The organism is Sphingomonas crusticola (genome assembly GCF_003391115.1).
GTDB lineage: Bacteria > Pseudomonadota > Alphaproteobacteria > Sphingomonadales > Sphingomonadaceae > Sphingomonas_I > Sphingomonas_I crusticola.
Genome location: NZ_QTJP01000001.1, coordinates 3,055,996 through 3,070,533, shown reverse-complemented (window position 1 = coordinate 3,070,533; position 14,538 = coordinate 3,055,996). Strand labels below are relative to the sequence as shown.

Annotated in this window: 14 protein-coding genes; 7 read left to right on the top strand and 7 right to left on the bottom strand. The window is 64.6% G+C overall.

Features of this window, described 5'->3' with window-relative positions:
* Window positions 1–8: 8 nt before the first annotated feature.
* The 4 genes from DX905_RS14520 to DX905_RS14505 all read left to right on the top strand — a co-directional run bounded on the left by DX905_RS14520 (window position 9) and on the right by DX905_RS14505 (window position 5,424).
* Window positions 9–1,490, top strand: coding sequence for a tryptophan halogenase family protein (locus DX905_RS14520; protein WP_116092589.1), 1,482 nt, complete (start codon window positions 9–11; stop codon window positions 1,488–1,490).
* 120 nt (window positions 1,491–1,610) lie between these two features.
* On the top strand, window positions 1,611–3,146 hold the full coding sequence (locus tag DX905_RS14515) for a DUF4153 domain-containing protein (RefSeq protein ID WP_116091977.1): 1,536 nt from the start codon (window positions 1,611–1,613) through the stop codon (window positions 3,144–3,146).
* An 11-nt stretch (window positions 3,147–3,157) separates the two neighbouring features.
* Window positions 3,158–3,859 (top strand): response regulator transcription factor, encoded by a 702-nt coding sequence (locus tag DX905_RS14510; RefSeq protein ID WP_162875658.1) that lies wholly within the window; start codon window positions 3,158–3,160, stop codon window positions 3,857–3,859.
* Window positions 3,856–5,424, top strand: a complete 1,569-nt coding sequence (locus DX905_RS14505; RefSeq protein WP_116092588.1) for a sensor histidine kinase — start codon at window positions 3,856–3,858, stop codon at window positions 5,422–5,424. The genes DX905_RS14510 and DX905_RS14505 overlap by 4 nt, the downstream gene beginning before the upstream one ends.
* A gap of 24 nt (window positions 5,425–5,448) precedes the next feature.
* On the opposite strand, the gene DX905_RS14500 is transcribed toward DX905_RS14505, so the two are convergent.
* The 5 genes from DX905_RS14500 to DX905_RS14480 form a co-directional block, all read right to left on the bottom strand.
* Window positions 5,449–5,655 carry a ComEA family DNA-binding protein gene (locus tag DX905_RS14500; protein ID WP_116091975.1) on the bottom strand — a complete coding sequence of 69 codons (207 nt, stop codon included), beginning with the start codon at window positions 5,653–5,655 and terminating at the stop codon, window positions 5,449–5,451.
* Window positions 5,656–5,688: 33 nt separating this feature from the next.
* A complete protein-coding gene (locus tag DX905_RS14495; RefSeq protein ID WP_116091974.1) occupies window positions 5,689–6,855 on the bottom strand; it encodes an extracellular catalytic domain type 1 short-chain-length polyhydroxyalkanoate depolymerase in 1,167 nt (388 codons plus the stop codon).
* A gap of 118 nt (window positions 6,856–6,973) precedes the next feature.
* A complete protein-coding gene (locus DX905_RS14490; RefSeq protein ID WP_116091973.1) occupies window positions 6,974–7,891 on the bottom strand; it encodes an NAD(P)/FAD-dependent oxidoreductase in 918 nt (305 codons plus the stop codon).
* Window positions 7,892–7,969: 78 nt separating this feature from the next.
* On the bottom strand, window positions 7,970–8,245 hold the full coding sequence (locus tag DX905_RS14485) for a UvrB/UvrC motif-containing protein (protein WP_116092587.1): 276 nt from the start codon (window positions 8,243–8,245) through the stop codon (window positions 7,970–7,972).
* Between the two features lie 35 nt (window positions 8,246–8,280).
* On the bottom strand, window positions 8,281–10,503 hold the full coding sequence (locus DX905_RS14480) for a hypothetical protein (protein WP_116091972.1): 2,223 nt from the start codon (window positions 10,501–10,503) through the stop codon (window positions 8,281–8,283).
* Between the two features lie 156 nt (window positions 10,504–10,659).
* On the opposite strand from DX905_RS14480, the gene DX905_RS14475 reads away from it, so the two are divergent.
* Entirely contained in the window at window positions 10,660–11,418 is a 759-nt protein-coding gene (locus tag DX905_RS14475; protein WP_116091971.1) for an SDR family oxidoreductase, read from the top strand.
* Window positions 11,415–12,533 carry a glycoside hydrolase family 130 protein gene (locus DX905_RS14470; protein ID WP_116091970.1) on the top strand — a complete coding sequence of 373 codons (1,119 nt, stop codon included), beginning with the start codon at window positions 11,415–11,417 and terminating at the stop codon, window positions 12,531–12,533. The genes DX905_RS14475 and DX905_RS14470 overlap by 4 nt, the downstream gene beginning before the upstream one ends.
* Window positions 12,534–12,550: 17 nt before the next feature.
* Here the strand turns inward: DX905_RS14470 and DX905_RS14465 are convergent, their stop codons facing one another.
* Together DX905_RS14465 and DX905_RS14460 are read right to left on the bottom strand one after the other, a co-directional pair.
* On the bottom strand, window positions 12,551–12,760 hold the full coding sequence (locus tag DX905_RS14465) for a hypothetical protein (protein ID WP_116091969.1): 210 nt from the start codon (window positions 12,758–12,760) through the stop codon (window positions 12,551–12,553).
* Between the two features lie 292 nt (window positions 12,761–13,052).
* Window positions 13,053–14,054: an SDR family oxidoreductase gene (locus DX905_RS14460; RefSeq protein ID WP_116092586.1), complete on the bottom strand. Its 1,002-nt coding sequence runs from the start codon at window positions 14,052–14,054 to the stop codon at window positions 13,053–13,055.
* Window positions 14,055–14,224: 170 nt separating this feature from the next.
* On the opposite strand from DX905_RS14460, the gene DX905_RS14455 reads away from it, so the two are divergent.
* Window positions 14,225–14,479 (top strand): glutaredoxin, encoded by a 255-nt coding sequence (locus DX905_RS14455; protein WP_240320870.1) that lies wholly within the window; start codon window positions 14,225–14,227, stop codon window positions 14,477–14,479.
* The last annotated feature ends 59 nt before the right edge of the window (window positions 14,480–14,538 follow it).

Genomic DNA, 14,538 nt, shown 5'->3' with positions numbered 1-14,538 from the left:
AAGAGGCGATGGCAGCGCAGATGGTAAAGCGCGTGGTGATTGCCGGCGGCGGCACCGCCGGCTGGATCGCCGCGGCGGCGCTGATCAAGCAGCTCGGGCCGCTGATCGACGTCACGCTGGTGGAATCGGACGAGATCGGCACGGTCGGCGTGGGCGAATCCACCATTCCGACGACGCGCGCCTTCCACGGCTTCCTCGGCATTTACGAACAGGCGTTCGTCCGCGCGACAACCTCCACCTTCAAGCTCGGCATCGAATTCGAGAACTGGAATCGGATCGGCGACAAATATTTCCACGCCTTTGGCTCGGTCGGCAAATCGGTGTGGATGGCGGATTTCCAGCATTTCTGGCTGGAGGCCAAGCGCCAGGGCTTTGGCGGCGACTATGGCGATTACAGCCTGGAGCAGCAGGCGGCGATGGCGGGCAAGTTCGCGACATCCGACCAGGCCGCGATCGGTTATGCCTATCATCTCGACGCGACGGCTTATGCGAAATTCCTGCGCGGCCTGGCCGAGCCGGCCGGCGTCAAGCGGATCGAAGGCAAGATCGAACAGGTCGAGCAGGATCCTGAGACAGGCTTCGTTACCGCGCTGGTACTGCAAAGCGGGGATCGGATCGAAGGAGACCTGTTCATCGATTGCACCGGTTTCCGGGCATTGCTGATCGAGCAGACGCTCAAGACCGGCTTCGACGATTGGAGCGAATGGCTTTCGACCAATGCCGCCGCCGTGGTGCAGACGACGTCCACCGGCCCGGCACGGCCCTACACGCGCGCGATCGCGCATGAGGCAGGCTGGCGCTGGCAGATCCCGCTGCAGCACCGCGTCGGCAACGGCCTGGTCTATTGTTCCGATTATATGTCGGACGACGAGGCGAGCGCAAAGCTGCTCGCCGACAGCGAGGGCGAGGCGCTGTTCGAGCCGCGCCTGCTGCGCTTCAAGGCGGGCGCGCGCAAACAGGCATGGAACAAGAATGTAATCGCGATGGGCTTGTCGAGCGGCTTCATCGAACCGCTGGAATCGACCAGCATCCACCTCATCAAGATTGCGGTGACGCGCCTTATCCAGTCTTTCCCGTTCAGCGGCGTCACCGAGTCCGCGGTGGAGCGCTTCAACGCCCAGTCGCGCAAGGAGGCGGAGCATATCCGCGACTTCATCATCCTCCACTATAAACTGACCGAGCGTGATGACAGCCCGTTCTGGCGCCGTTGCCGCGACATGGCGATCCCCGACAGCCTGGCCGAGCGCATCGCCCTGTTCCGCGACAATGCCGCGGCTTATCAAGGGGCCGACGAGATGTTCCGCATCGATAGCTGGATCATGGTGATGATGGGCCAGGGGATCGAGCCGCGCGCCTATCATCATATCGCTCAGATGATGGAGCCGGCAAAGCTCAAGCAGGCGCTGACCGACCTCAAAAGCGGAATTGCCGCCGAGCTGACCAGATTGCCGCAGCATCAGCAATTCGTAGAGAGCTACGCCGGGGCGTAATCGCCTGACCCGCCCTGCACCCGATCTGCACGGAAACAGCACGCGATCAAGACGAAGGCGCGACAAGCGCCCGCAAGCGCGACGTTAGAGATACGGTCCTCCCAAGGCGAGGATCGATCGATGCATTCACCAGGCGGGCGTTACAGCTTTGTCCGCAAATTCGGCGTCACGATCCTGCTGGTCGCGCTGTTCGACCGGCTGTTCCCCGATATCGTCGATGGCGTCGGCATGGGCGTGTTCGCGCTGGCATGGCTGATCGGGCTGATCGCCGTGCGGCCGGCGGTACGGCGACAGCAGGCAGCCTTCGTCGCGCTCGGCGCTGCCCTGCTGTTCATCTTGTCGCTGACCTACGATCCAGGCGTGCTCGCTTGGGCGATGTTCTGGTGCGCCTTGTCGGTCGCGGCGCTGCTCCCGCGCACCGCCGGTTTCGACGACGCCTGGCGCTGGGCCGCGCGCCTGCTGTTGCACGCTGGAAGCGGGCTGGTCGCGCCGTTGGCCGACCTCCATCGCCTTTTCTACCGCCGCCCGCGCGAGCGCAGGCTGACGATGCGCTCGGTTGCGGCGCTGCTGGCGATGCCGCTTGTCGGAACCGCAATCTTCATCGCCTTGTTCGCCAATGCCAACCCGCTGATCGCGGACCTGCTCAGCAGGATAAGGCTGCCGTCGATCGATCAGATCTGGGCGTGGACCATCGCCACACTTTGCGTCTGGCCGGCAATGCGGCCACGCGCGCTCGCGACACGATTGGCTCGCCGACTCCCCGAACCGGGCCTGCAACTGCCGGGGTCGTCCCTCCCTTCGGTGCTGATCGCCCTGGTGCTGTTCAACGCCCTGTTCGCGTTGCAGAATGGGCTGGACATCGCCTTTCTGTGGAGCGGCGCGGCACTGCCGGCCGGCACCACCATGCCAGACTATGTCCATCGCGGCGCCTATCCGTTGATCTTCACCGCGCTGCTGGCCGGCTTTCTGGTACTGACGATGCTGCGGCCGGGGACCGCCAGCGCGGACAATAAGCCGGCGCGGTGGCTGGTGGCCTTATGGGTGGCGCAGAATATTTTCCTGGTGGCGTCCAGCGTGCTGCGGACGATCGAATATATCGAATCTTATATGCTGACGGCCTGGCGCATTGCCGCGCTAGCGTGGATGGCGTTGGTGGCGGTCGGCCTGATCCTGATCCTCTGGCGGATGCTGAGCGGACGGAGCGCGCGCTGGCTGATCAACGCCAATGCGCTGGCCGCGTCCATCGTCTTGCTGCCCTGCTGCTTCATCGACCTGGGCGCGACCGCCGCGACGTGGAACGTGCGGCATGCGCGCGAGGCAGGCGGGACCGGACAATCGCTGGACCTGTGCTATCTCTCCAGCCTGGGCGATGCCGCCCTGCTGCCGATCATTGAAATGGCGCAACGCCCGGTCCCGGCCGAACTACGTGACCAGCTCGATTATCTGCGGGAAAAGCGGTTCAACGATCTGGCCAAGCGGCAAAGCGATTGGCGGACATGGACGCCGCACGGCGCCATGCGGCTGCACCGCGTCCAACGGCTGCTGGACTTTTCGACGCCAGCTCGGCTTCCCGCTCCGGGCGAACGCGACTTCTGCGGTGCGCTGGTGAAGAAGCCCGCTCCCGCCCTGCCCTTGACCGCGACCCCTGCGCGATGATCCAGTGCCCCATGCCCCGAACGATCCTGGTTGCCGACGACGATCCGCACATTCGCCAGTTGATCGTCTTCGCCCTCACCAAGGCGGGGCTCGACGCGATCGAGGCGGAAGATGGCGAGGCCGCGCTTGCGGCGGCCGCGGCGCATGCACCGGACCTGATCATATTGGATATCAACATGCCACGCATGGACGGGATCGAGGTCTGCCGCCGCCTGCGCGCGGATGGGGACTTGCCGATCCTGTTCCTTTCGTCGCGCGACGACGAGCTTGATCGCGTGCTCGGCATCGAGCTCGGTGCCGACGATTATGTCACCAAACCCTTTTCGCCGCGCGAAGTGGTGGCACGGGTGATGGCGATCCTCCGCCGCGTCTCCGCCCATCCACCGGCGGCACAATCGGTGACGGGCAATTTGCACCATGGCCGGCTTATGCTCGATCTCGAAGGGTGGCGCGCCACTTGGGACGGGGACGAGGTGCCGCTTACCGTCACCGAATTCGGCATCTTGCGAACGCTCGCGGCGATGCCGTCCAAAATCTTCAGCCGAGATGCGATCATCGACCGGCTGCACGGGCCCGGTTTCGCGGTGACCGACCGCACGATCGACAGCCACGTCCGCAATCTGCGCGCGAAATTCGCCAAGGCAGGTGCCGGCGACATCATCGAAACCCGCGCGGGCGTCGGTTATCGCATCGGTCCGTGCGCGGGCGCATGATCGGGCGCGCGAAGGCACTCGCCAAGCGTCACTGGCCCCGGCTCGGCCTGCGGACCATCCTGCTCAGCACGCTGATCCTGGTTGCGGCCCTGCCCGGCTTCGGCGCGCTGTTCCTGCGCGTCTATGAGAATGTGCTGGTACGCCAGACCGAAAGCGAGCTGATCGCGGAGAGTGCGGCGCTGGCCGCCGCGGCGGCGGCAGGATGGCCGGGCTTCGTCGCTCCGCCCGAAACCCGTGCCGACGATTATTACCGGCCCGAGACGCCGAAAATCGATCTGCGCCTATCTCCGATCCTGGCCGAGCGACCGCCACCCCGCCTCGTGCCGGGGACGATCGACAGTCAGGCGCGCGCGGCGGCGATACGGATGAAGCCCGTGCTGGCCCAAACCGCCGCCACCACGCTCGCATCGATCCTGTTGCTCGACCGGTCGGGGCGGGCGGTGACGGGCAGACTGGCGGGAATGAGCTATGCCGATCTACCCGAAGTGGCGGCGGCGCTGGATGGCAAGGCGTCAACAATGCTCCGCCGCAACGATGCCCGTCACCGCTCCCTGCCCATCGCGTGGCTCAGCCGGTCGGCCGATCTGCGGCTCCATCATGCGCGGCCGATCACCGTCAATGGCCGGACGGTCGGCGTGCTGCTGCTGTCGCGGTCGCCGCCCGCCTTGTACATGGGCCTGTACGAGGACGCCGGGAAGATCGCATTCGGCTTTGCCTTCATCCTGCTGATCATCGTGGTGCTGAGTGGGCTGCTGTCGCGCGGCATCGTCCGGCCGATCGCGCAATTGGGTGCCGTCACGCGGGATGTCGCGCGCGGCGTGGTGGTAGCGCCGCCCAAGATACCCAATACCGCCGCGATCGAGATCCAGGCGCTCTATGCCGATTTCGCCGCCATGGCCGCGGCGATTGAGCGGCGATCGCGCTATCTGCGCGATTTCGCCCATGCGGTGAGCCATGAGTTCAAGACGCCGCTGGCCGGCATCCGGGGCGCGGTCGAACTGCTGCAGGACCATCATGCGACCATGTCGGAAGAGGAGCGGCGGCGCTTCCTCGCCAACGCGGCGGTCGATGCGGAGCGGCTTTCATCGCTGGTGACGCGCCTGCTGGAACTGGCGCGGGCCGATATGACGGAGGCAAACGGCGAGGTCAGCGAGCTTCCGATCCTGCTGCGGCGGTTGACCGATGCCTATTCCCGCCCAGACTTCACGATCTTCGTCTGCGGGCCGGCCGTACCGCCTCCGGTTGCCGTGCCTGCGGCAACGATTGAAGCGGTCGTCGGCGGCCTCATCGAAAACAGCCGGCAAGCCGGCGCCCGGTACTGCTGGATTCATGTCGCCGCGAAGCGGGACCATATCGGCCTGACGCTCACCGACGATGGTCCGGGCGTCGCACCGGCCGACCGCGAGCGCCTGTTCGAACCCTTCTTTACCACCCGCCGTGCCGACGGGGGGACTGGGCTTGGGCTGGCGATCGCGCGGTCGCTGCTCGATGCCAGCGGGGCTTCGATAAGGTTGGCCGACAGCGAAACGGGCGCGCGCTTTGAGCTAAGCTTTCCGCTGGGGTAATTGCCCCGGTCGAGCCTCAGCGCTTCATAATGAGAGCCGCTCGCGCGTGCTGTCGTCAACCTTTCCCGACAGGCCGGGCACCTCATCGAGTTGGCGCAGCGCAGTGAAACCGCCCCGCTCCTCACGATAGCGGACGATCTCGAAGCCGTGGCCCGCCAATCCCTCGACCCCGTCCAGCTCATCCTGGCTGGCCTTGTTGATGTTGACCTGCGGCGGGGCAGCCTCAACCACGCCGTGTCTCCCCAAGCGTCGGTGCTGGTGTCGTCACCGCATCAGCCCGGCGGCCCGCAGCGCATCCTCGATGACCTTGCCGACTCCAGAAGCCTGGCTTGGCTTGGGCGCGGCGGCGGCAGGACGGCTCGGTATCCGCCGAAGACGCGGGGTCGTGCTTTGCCGGGCAGGAGCTTCAGCCTGAGCGCGGACGGCAACTGCCTGGCGCGGGATGGCGCGGCGGGCGGGCTTGGCGGCCGCCTTCTCCAGCCCCCAGAAACGGGCGATGTGGCGGGTAGATGAGATATGTGCTTCCAGCATATAGGCACCCGCCTTGCCGAAGCCGTCCTCGCCCTGCGTCGCCAGCGGCGTGCCGTGACCCATGCCGGTGATGCTATATTCCTCGATCACATCGCGTCCGGCGGCGTCGGTCCATACGCGCCGCGGATATCCATCGACGATTTCCTCGCGGTTCGGCGCTGCCGTCACGCCGTGAAGCGTGCGCCACTGGCCGACGATTGCCGCCGCGTTGACCGGGTCTACGGTCGCATCACCGCTGCCGTGCCAGACCGATATGGTCGGCCACGGGCCGGCATGGTCGGACGCAGCGCTCACCAGCGCGCTCAATTGGGCTTCGTTCGGCCCGCCATGACCACGCATGCGATCGAACGCCTGCGGCATATTGGTGGCGCTGCCGTAAGGGAGCCCGCCGATGATGGCGCCGCCTGCGAACACCTCCGGGTAAGTAGCAAGCATCACCGATGCCATCGCACCGCCGGCAGAAAGACCGGTGATGTAGATACGGCGGGGGTCGAGGCCATATGTGTCCACCATGTTCGCGACCATCTGCCGGATCGAGAGCGCCTCGCCCTCGTCGCGGCGGCAGTCGCTGGGCGTGAACCAGTTGAAGCAGAGATTGGGATTGTTGGCGCGGCGCTGCTCCGGGAACAGCAATGCGAACCCATCCTGTTCGGCGAGATGCGACCAGCCCGAGCCGGCGTCATAGCCCGCGGCGTTCTGCGTGCAGCCGTGCAGGACGACGACCAGCGGCGCGCCGGCAGGCAGATCCTCAGGAACATAGACCTTGGCGCCGAGCGCGCCGGGATTGGTACCGAAATCCTGCAGATCAGCCAGCAGACCGCCTGACGCCGCGTCGGCGATCCCCTTGCGGGCCTCCGCCAAGGCGGCCAACCGCGTCAACGTATCGGACAATTTTCTCACGCTTACACTCCCGATCGCTGCAAACAGGTGCGATCAACCTGCTTAACGTAAGCGTTATGCTGCAATGCACAATAAGATTGCACGATCATTTAGTAATATATTGTTTTACTAATCTAGATTAGCGCATGAACGGATGGCGCCGCGCGAGATCATTGCGGATCGTCGTCGCGGCGACGCCGCCCTCGCCCATGGCATGGCTGATCTGGTCCAGCCCTTTTACCACGTCTCCCGCAGCATAGAGGCCGGCGATGCTGGTACGTTGGTGGTCGTCTACCACCAGGCATCCCTCGTCCGACGCTTCCGCCCCGAGCGACCGGGCAAGTTCGGAGCGGATAACGGAGCCCAGCGCGGGATAGATGCTGGCGAAGCTGCGGGTCCCCGCGGCGGTGTCCACCTGGATATGATCGGCCGCCAGCTGAAAATTATGCGCCGGCCCGTCGATCGCGGCGATACCCGCCTGCTCCAGCAAAGCGCGCTGTGCGTCGTCCAGCTCATGCGGGCCCGCCGGTGCGATCAACGCAAGGTCCGCCGTATAGCCGCGCAGGAAAATCGCTTCGCGCACGCCATGTTCGCCGCTGCCGATGACGCCGACAGGCAAGTCGGTGACCTCATAAGCGTCGCAGATCGGGCAATAGCGGATCAGTCCGCGGGCCAGTGCCTGATCATGCACTTCCGCCCGCATTTCCGGACGGATATTCACCACGCCCGTCGCCAGCAGGATTGATCGTGCCACCACTTCCCCATCGGAAGTGGAGATGTGGAAGAGGTCGTCGTCACGAGCGATGGCCGTAACTTCGCCCTCCTCGATCCGCGCGCCATAGATACGCGCCTGCTGATTCATGCGGCGGAGCAGGTTCGGCCCGCTGATGCCTTCCGGAAAGCCGGCATGGTTGCGCGTCTTGGGGATCAGCCCCGCGCGACTGTTGCCGGCATCGACGACGCGGATGTCGAGATGAAAACGGGCCAGATAGATGGCCGCGGTCAAGCCGGCGGGGCCGGCGCCCACGATCAGGCAGTCGAGCGGTTCCTCGGCCATCAGGCAGCGAGCATCAAAGCGGGGACAACAGGGCGCATCGCGCGCACCAAGCCGCAAACCTGCCGATGTGCAAGCTCGTTAAGAACGGCGCTTACCCCGTCCGCGCGTCATCGGATCCGGCTTGGCCGGCGGCCGCCAGCCGGGCGGCGGGGTCATGCGCTGTTGGCTCGTGCCGAGGCCCATCCGGCCCGGTTGCTGACGCGTCAGGCCCGAGACATCTGCTTCGGCATCGTCGCCCGCGCCGCCCCCCCGAGCGATGCTGAGCTGGTCGCGCAAGCGCCGAGCCTCTTCGAAATCGAGCGCGGCCGCCGCCTCTTCCATCCGCACGCGGAGCTGTTGGATCTTGTCAGTCACCGGCCCAGAACGCGCGAACGCGGCTTTCGCACCCGTCACCAATGCAGGCGGACGCGCGCGTTGGCTGGGACGATATAGTCGATCCGATCCTTGCCATGCCGTTTGCCCTTTGCCTGGCCACCTGGCTCCGACGAAACGTCGACGCGCGGCAATGGCGCCCGGCCGTTGCGGATGAGACTGAGATTCGCCGTGCTCGATGGAGGGCCGTCGAGCTGGAAGGCGAGGGACGTCTGGCTGGTGCGGTCGCTGGCCAGCAGGGATCGGTCGCAGAACAGGTCAAACGGCGCGCCTTCGATATGGTGGAAGGCGCGGCTGGCAAAAATGAAAGCTGCGCCCGCGCCATAAATCTCCTGCCCGACCTGGCCGGCTATGTCGCCGCCGACATACAAATCCTCGAGCGGGAATGAGAGTTTTCGGTCGATGTGACCGTTGCGCGGCTTCTTGCACAGCAAGTCCGCGGGCAGCGCGTCGGGATAATAGAACCACGCCCGGTCCAGCGCGAACCGGCAATATTCGCTGACCATGAGACGCGCGGACGCGTCCAGATCGGGGCCTCCATCCTTGAGATAGCGTTCCATCGCCGCGAAGCTGTCGAAACATTCGTACAGTGCCATGTAAGGTGCGTCATGCAGTGCGGTCACGCCCAGGAAATTGGGATAGTGACGCGCCTGACCGATCTGCGATTCCCAAATCGCGGCATTGTGAAAAAAGCTCGCCAGGTAGACATAGCTTTGGTGCAGGTGCCGCTCCTGGTTCGTGATGCGCCACAGCCGCATGCACGCGGCGGCACCCCACGCGGTGAGATTGGCCTGGTAGTTGAGCTCGAAGCGCATACCGCGGGCCGCGTCGATCGCCGTGCGAGCTTCGGTCAGATAGAGCGGGTCGGATGTCAGCTCATAGGCGGTCAGCATGACGTAGGCGTAGATGCCGCCGACGTCGGTCTGGCCCAGACCGGTATCGTCACGGGCCTCGGTGATGACCGAGAAGTCGGTCACCTTATACTGGATCGGCCACTTATATCTGAAATGGTGCGCCGCCTTGATGGCGTAATCGAGCGAATCCTCGAACAGGCGTCGCGCCTGTTTGTCGCCGTCGAGCGCCATCCGGCCGAGGCCCAGCAGCGGATGGTAAAGATACCAGCTGTCGACCGCATCAGCATCCTTGTCGTCGCCGACATTGGGCAGATAACGCCGCAGCGTGCGGAGCTTGGGATCGAAAAACTTCTCGAGCCCCGCCGCCAAAGTCTTTTCCATCGGCAGCGGCTTACCCAGCCATTTGCCGAAATCGTGGATCGAGCTGAGCAGGGTCACCTGCACCATCGCATCCGGATATTCCGACGCGGTATAAGGATGGGCATAGACATGGCCGTAATGGCGGATCGTCGCCTCCGGCGCTTCTTCGAGATCGCGTAACGTGCGGCGCGCGCGATCCGGCCAATCGTGGAACTGGCGATCCGGCTTGTCGAGCAACGGGTAGGCGCTGCCCAGCATCTGCAGGAACAGCCGTGCCGAATGCGCCTCGTTGAGCGGGGCGTCCTCGTGGAATACGAGCAACGCGTCGGACAAGGTCACCATTTCCCCCTTGGGCAGCGGATTGACCGGGGGCGTGCCGCTTTGCGGCGGCGTCGGCGGGAGGTAGCCAAGCTCAGGCCACTCGCCTCCGACCGCGCCATCGGGGCGGGTCTCGGTAGCGTTGTAATAGGGGTTCATCGCCGTCAGATTCTGGATGTAGAGCAAGCTGCCGGGCGTGCCGCCGTCGAAACGGCAATAAAGAAGGCCGCTGTTCAGCCCGCGCTGCGCCGCTTCGACATTGCCTTGCGCCGTCAGCGGATCGTCGTCCCCACCGAGTGGATAGAGATCGCGCGGCAAATAGGGCACCAGCATATCTTCAGCCGGGGTGAGCTGCGCCGTGACCCGCAGCACCGGCAGCTCATCGGTAGCGGTCCTGAACGTCACGACATGATCGCCCATCGCGCTGGTTAGCCCGATCCGCAGTGCCTCGCCCTTGCGCGCACGCAGCCGGCGCGCCTTGAAGCCCCCCGGCGCGAAGGCGGCACGGATCGCCAGCCGGGCCTCGTCGCGACGGGAAATCGCCCACAAGGAATCGTGCCCGAGTGCTACGGTGACAGTCCGCCCCGCAATTTCGAACCGGCCGATCGTCCGCATGCGGTTTCGACGCAATTCCTCACGCAGGGCGAGCACGTAAGGGCTGGCGCCAGGAATGGCATTACGATGGAAGGTCGGATGCGGCGCGGTCATGCTTTCTCCTTGCTGTCGAGTCGGCAGCGAAACGTCCTATCCACTGAACAGTTTCCCGCGCCCGCCGCACCAAAGCAGGTTGGGTTTGCCCGATCGTGGATCGGCGAGGAACTTCGTCGCCACCGATGCTTTCCGGGCAGGAGCAAGGAGATAGATGTGACCGCCGACGCTGACGCCCATACCCGACAGCCGCCACTTGACGGAAAAAAGGCGGTCATCACCGGCGGAACCACCGGCATCGGCCGCGCGATCGCGGTATTGCTTGCAAGCTACGGCGTCGATGTCTTCATCTGCGGCCGAACGCCCCAGCATCTCGAGGACGCGTTGCAGCGGATCAACGAGGTCGGCAAGGGCGACGGTATCGCCATCGATCTGGGCGATCCAGACAATGTGAAGCGCTTCTTCGACGCCGGCCGCGCCTATTTAGGCGGCCTGGACATAGCAATTATCAACGCCGCCTTCGCGGCCGAGGGCCTGAGCGATACGAGCGAGCAGGATTTGCGCTATGCCATTGCCACCGATTTCACCGCCTACCTGTTGAGCGCGCATGCGGCAGCCGAGCTGCTCCGCGAGGAGGGCGATATCGTCTTCATCGGTTCGATGAGCGCGCATGTGCTTGGCCCGCAATCGACCATCTACGCAGGCATCAAATACGGCATTCAGGGCTTCTCCGAGGCGCTGCGCAAGGAGCTTGGCCCCAAGGGGATACGCGTCAGCAATGTCGAGCCCGGCAAGACCGGATCGGACATGCAGTCGCCCGATATCCCGCCTGAAAAACAGCGCGAGATGATCAACAAGGACGAGATGCTCCGCGCCGAGGATATCGCCGTCGGTGTGCATTACGTGCTGACACAGCCACGGCGCGCGGTCGTTCAACAACTCACCATCGCGCCGCGCGTGCAGCCCCAGGAATGAACTTCCCGGTAGACAAGCTCGTCCTGGTCCCGGGCGATATCGACCTGTCGCGCTCGCCGCTAGCCGGTCAGCTCGGCGTCGAGACCTACGTGCTCGGCGCGTTCAATCCGGCGCTGACGCGATTGCCCAACGGCAATCTGCTGATGATGGTGCGCGTCGCCGAAGCGCTGCGCAAGCCGGTCGCGGATGGCAAGGTCCACGCCATCCGCTGGGACGAGGGGCGCTATGTGCTCGACGCCTGGCCGCTCGAGCTCGCCAATACGGCCGATCCGCGCAAGTTCACGATCGCCGGCGGCGGATGGAAGGTCATGGCGCTGACCTCGCTTGCCTGGCTGCTGCCGGTCGAGCTGACGCCCGACGGACTCGAGGTGGTCGCGCATCACTACGACAAGGTGATCGCACCCCAGGGCAGCTTTCAGATGTACGGGCTGGAGGATGCCCGGATCAGCAAGGTGGGCGACAGGTGGCTGATGACGACCTGTTCGGTCAGCCCGGAACGCCATTCGACCACATTGTACAGCTCGGACAACGGCCTCGACTGGACGTTCGAGGATGTCGTGCTGGATCACCAGAACAAGGACATGCTGATCTTCGAAGGGCTGATCGACGGGCAATATTGGGCACAGACGCGGCCGCTCGGTGACCTCTATTTTGCCTATCCTCCCGGCAGCGAATGGCGCGCAGGTCCTTCGATCAACCTCGCGACGTCGCCCGATGCGCATCATTGGAAGCCGCATCGCAACCCCGGTATCCGCCCCCATTCGGCGACGGTGGCGACCGCACGCATGGGCGGCGGCACACCGCCGATCCTCACCGACCGTGGCTGGCTGACGCTGTGGCATGGGGTCGAGCCCAAGGAGATCGTCGGCATCTATCGTACCTATTGGTCGATCCTCGACAAGGACGATCCGACCAAGACGATCGCAACCCAGCACCAGCCGCTATTGGAAGCCAGTCCGGAACTGACCCGGCCGATCGAAGATCTCATGTACGTACGCGACGTCGTGTTCACGACCGGGATCGCCGACGGCGGCGACCATTATATCGTGGCATCGGGCGAGGCGGACCTCGCCTGCCGCATTACGCATATCCCGAAGGACGTCTTCGCAGCCTGAGGCGAAGCGGCGCGGCGCTACTTGATGGCGATGTCGCCCGGCTCGGCACCATAGGTTTCGCGCAGGAAGCTGCGTGCCAGCGTTGCGGTCCGGAAGCTCTGCTCCAGCGTCTCCGAAGAGACCAAGGGATAACCCTGCGAATTGAGGCGGGTCGTGCGGACCGCGATCGAAATCGCCCCCTCTGGATTTTTCGTGATCAAATAGGGTTTGACGGCAACTCGCGACACGTTTGTTCTCCTTGAAATCTGGTGCAGCGCCATGGCTAGCTTACCCTTCGAAAATCGCACTGGAGGGCGTATGCGCGGACGCAGGCAACGGAACGGAGGCGTGGTCACGCTCCGGCATAATGGTATCCGCCTGGCTGCAGCTCATCGATATGCTCCTCGCAAGCGGGAGCATGACGGCTCTCGGTCGCCACCGCGCTCGCTGGCCGGTGGTGGCGATACCCTTAGATAGGCGCTGCCGAGCCAAATAGCGAATTTCGGCTCGGCAGCGGCGATGCGTCGAGTTAATCGCGCCTTACGGCTGCCCCTTGCCGCCCCCGGCGCCATAAACATTGCCGGTTGTGTAGCTGCCGTCGCTTTCGGCGAGGCGAACATAGATGCCGGCAAGTTCAACCGGCTGGCCGGGGCGCTTGAGCGGCGTATCGCCGCCGAATTGCTCCAGCTTCTCCATCGTCGCGCCGCCGCTGACCTGGAGCGGCGTCCAGATCGGGCCGGGCGCGACGCCATTTACCCGGATGCCGCGCTCGGCCAGCTGCTTGGCCAACGACTTCACATAATTCATCGTCGCAGCCTTGGTCTGTGCATAATCATAGAGGTCGGGGCTCGGATCATAAGCCTGTTCCGACGTCGTGCCGATGATTGCCGAGCCGGCCGGCAGGTGCGGCAGTGCCGCCTTGATGATCCAGAACGGCGCGTAGATGTTGGTCTTCATCGTCGCGTCGAATTCCTCGGTCGTGATGTCGAGAATAGAAGCCTTGGTCTGCTGACGGGCGGCATTCATGACCAGGATGTCGACCCCGCCCATCGCCGCCACCGCATCGTCGACCAACTTGCGGCAATAGGATTCCTCGCGCAGATCGCCCGGGAGCGCGACCGCCTTGCGACCGGCCTTCCGGATCAGGTCCACGACCTCGCGTGCATCGGGCTCCTCGCTGGGATAATAGCTGATCGCTACATCGGCGCCCTCCCGCGCATAAGCGATCGCGGCGGCGCGGCCCATGCCGCTGTCGCCGCCGGTGATCAGCGCCTTGCGTCCGGCGAGACGGCCCGAACCCTTATAACTGGTTTCGCCGTGATCGGGACGGGGGTTCATCGCGCTGGCCAGCCCCGGCCATGGCTGTGATTGACGCTGAAATGGCGGTTTGGGGAATTTGGTCGTGGGATCTACCAGCCCCGGTCCTGCACCTGGCCCCTTCCCGGCGGCAGCGATGGCGGGCGCAGCCGCTGCTGCCAGGCCTGCCGCTCCGCCGCCAACGACCGCACGCCGCGACACGCCGTTTTCACCGTCATCCACCATCATAACCTCCTGAAATAGGTCGGGATAACGAGTGAGGCTGCAGCCCGTTCATTTGATTGAAAAATTGCAGTCAGCCGCCCAGGGCAGTGCGTTATTTCGGATCGAAAGCGCGGAACCTCGCAGGAGCGGCCGCGCTCTAGCTCCGACAGGTATCAGATGAGGAGGCGATCATGGCAGATGAGGCAATTCTGTATCGCATGATATTGCCGGAGCATACCTGCCCGTTCGGGGTGCGCGCCAAGGCGCTGCTGGAACAGCATGGACTGGCGGTGGATGACCGCATCCTGCGGACGCGCGACGAGGTCGATGCTTTCGAGGCGGAGCACCAGGTTGAAACCACGCCGCAAATCTTCATCGCCGGAAAGCGGATCGGCGGCTGTGACGAGCTGGAAGCCTATCTCGAGGATGCCCGTATGGCGCCTTGAACAGGTCAGTAAAAATCGCGTTCGGCCTTCCTTGGTGAATTTGCCCGCATGAGGCTTGA

Coding starts and splice junctions, on each gene's coding strand:
- DX905_RS14520 (WP_116092589.1), top strand. CDS start 9: ATGGCAGCGCAGATGGTAAAGCGCGTGGTGATTGCCGGCGGCGGCACC.
- DX905_RS14505 (WP_116092588.1), top strand. CDS start 3,856: ATGATCGGGCGCGCGAAGGCACTCGCCAAGCGTCACTGGCCCCGGCTC.
- DX905_RS14510 (WP_162875658.1), top strand. CDS start 3,158: ATGCCCCGAACGATCCTGGTTGCCGACGACGATCCGCACATTCGCCAG.
- DX905_RS14480 (WP_116091972.1), bottom strand. CDS start 10,503: ATGACCGCGCCGCATCCGACCTTCCATCGTAATGCCATTCCTGGCGCC.
- DX905_RS14490 (WP_116091973.1), bottom strand. CDS start 7,891: ATGGCCGAGGAACCGCTCGACTGCCTGATCGTGGGCGCCGGCCCCGCC.
- DX905_RS14515 (WP_116091977.1), top strand. CDS start 1,611: ATGCATTCACCAGGCGGGCGTTACAGCTTTGTCCGCAAATTCGGCGTC.
- DX905_RS14455 (WP_240320870.1), top strand. CDS start 14,225: ATGGCAGATGAGGCAATTCTGTATCGCATGATATTGCCGGAGCATACC.
- DX905_RS14470 (WP_116091970.1), top strand. CDS start 11,415: ATGAACTTCCCGGTAGACAAGCTCGTCCTGGTCCCGGGCGATATCGAC.
- DX905_RS14460 (WP_116092586.1), bottom strand. CDS start 14,054: ATGGTGGATGACGGTGAAAACGGCGTGTCGCGGCGTGCGGTCGTTGGC.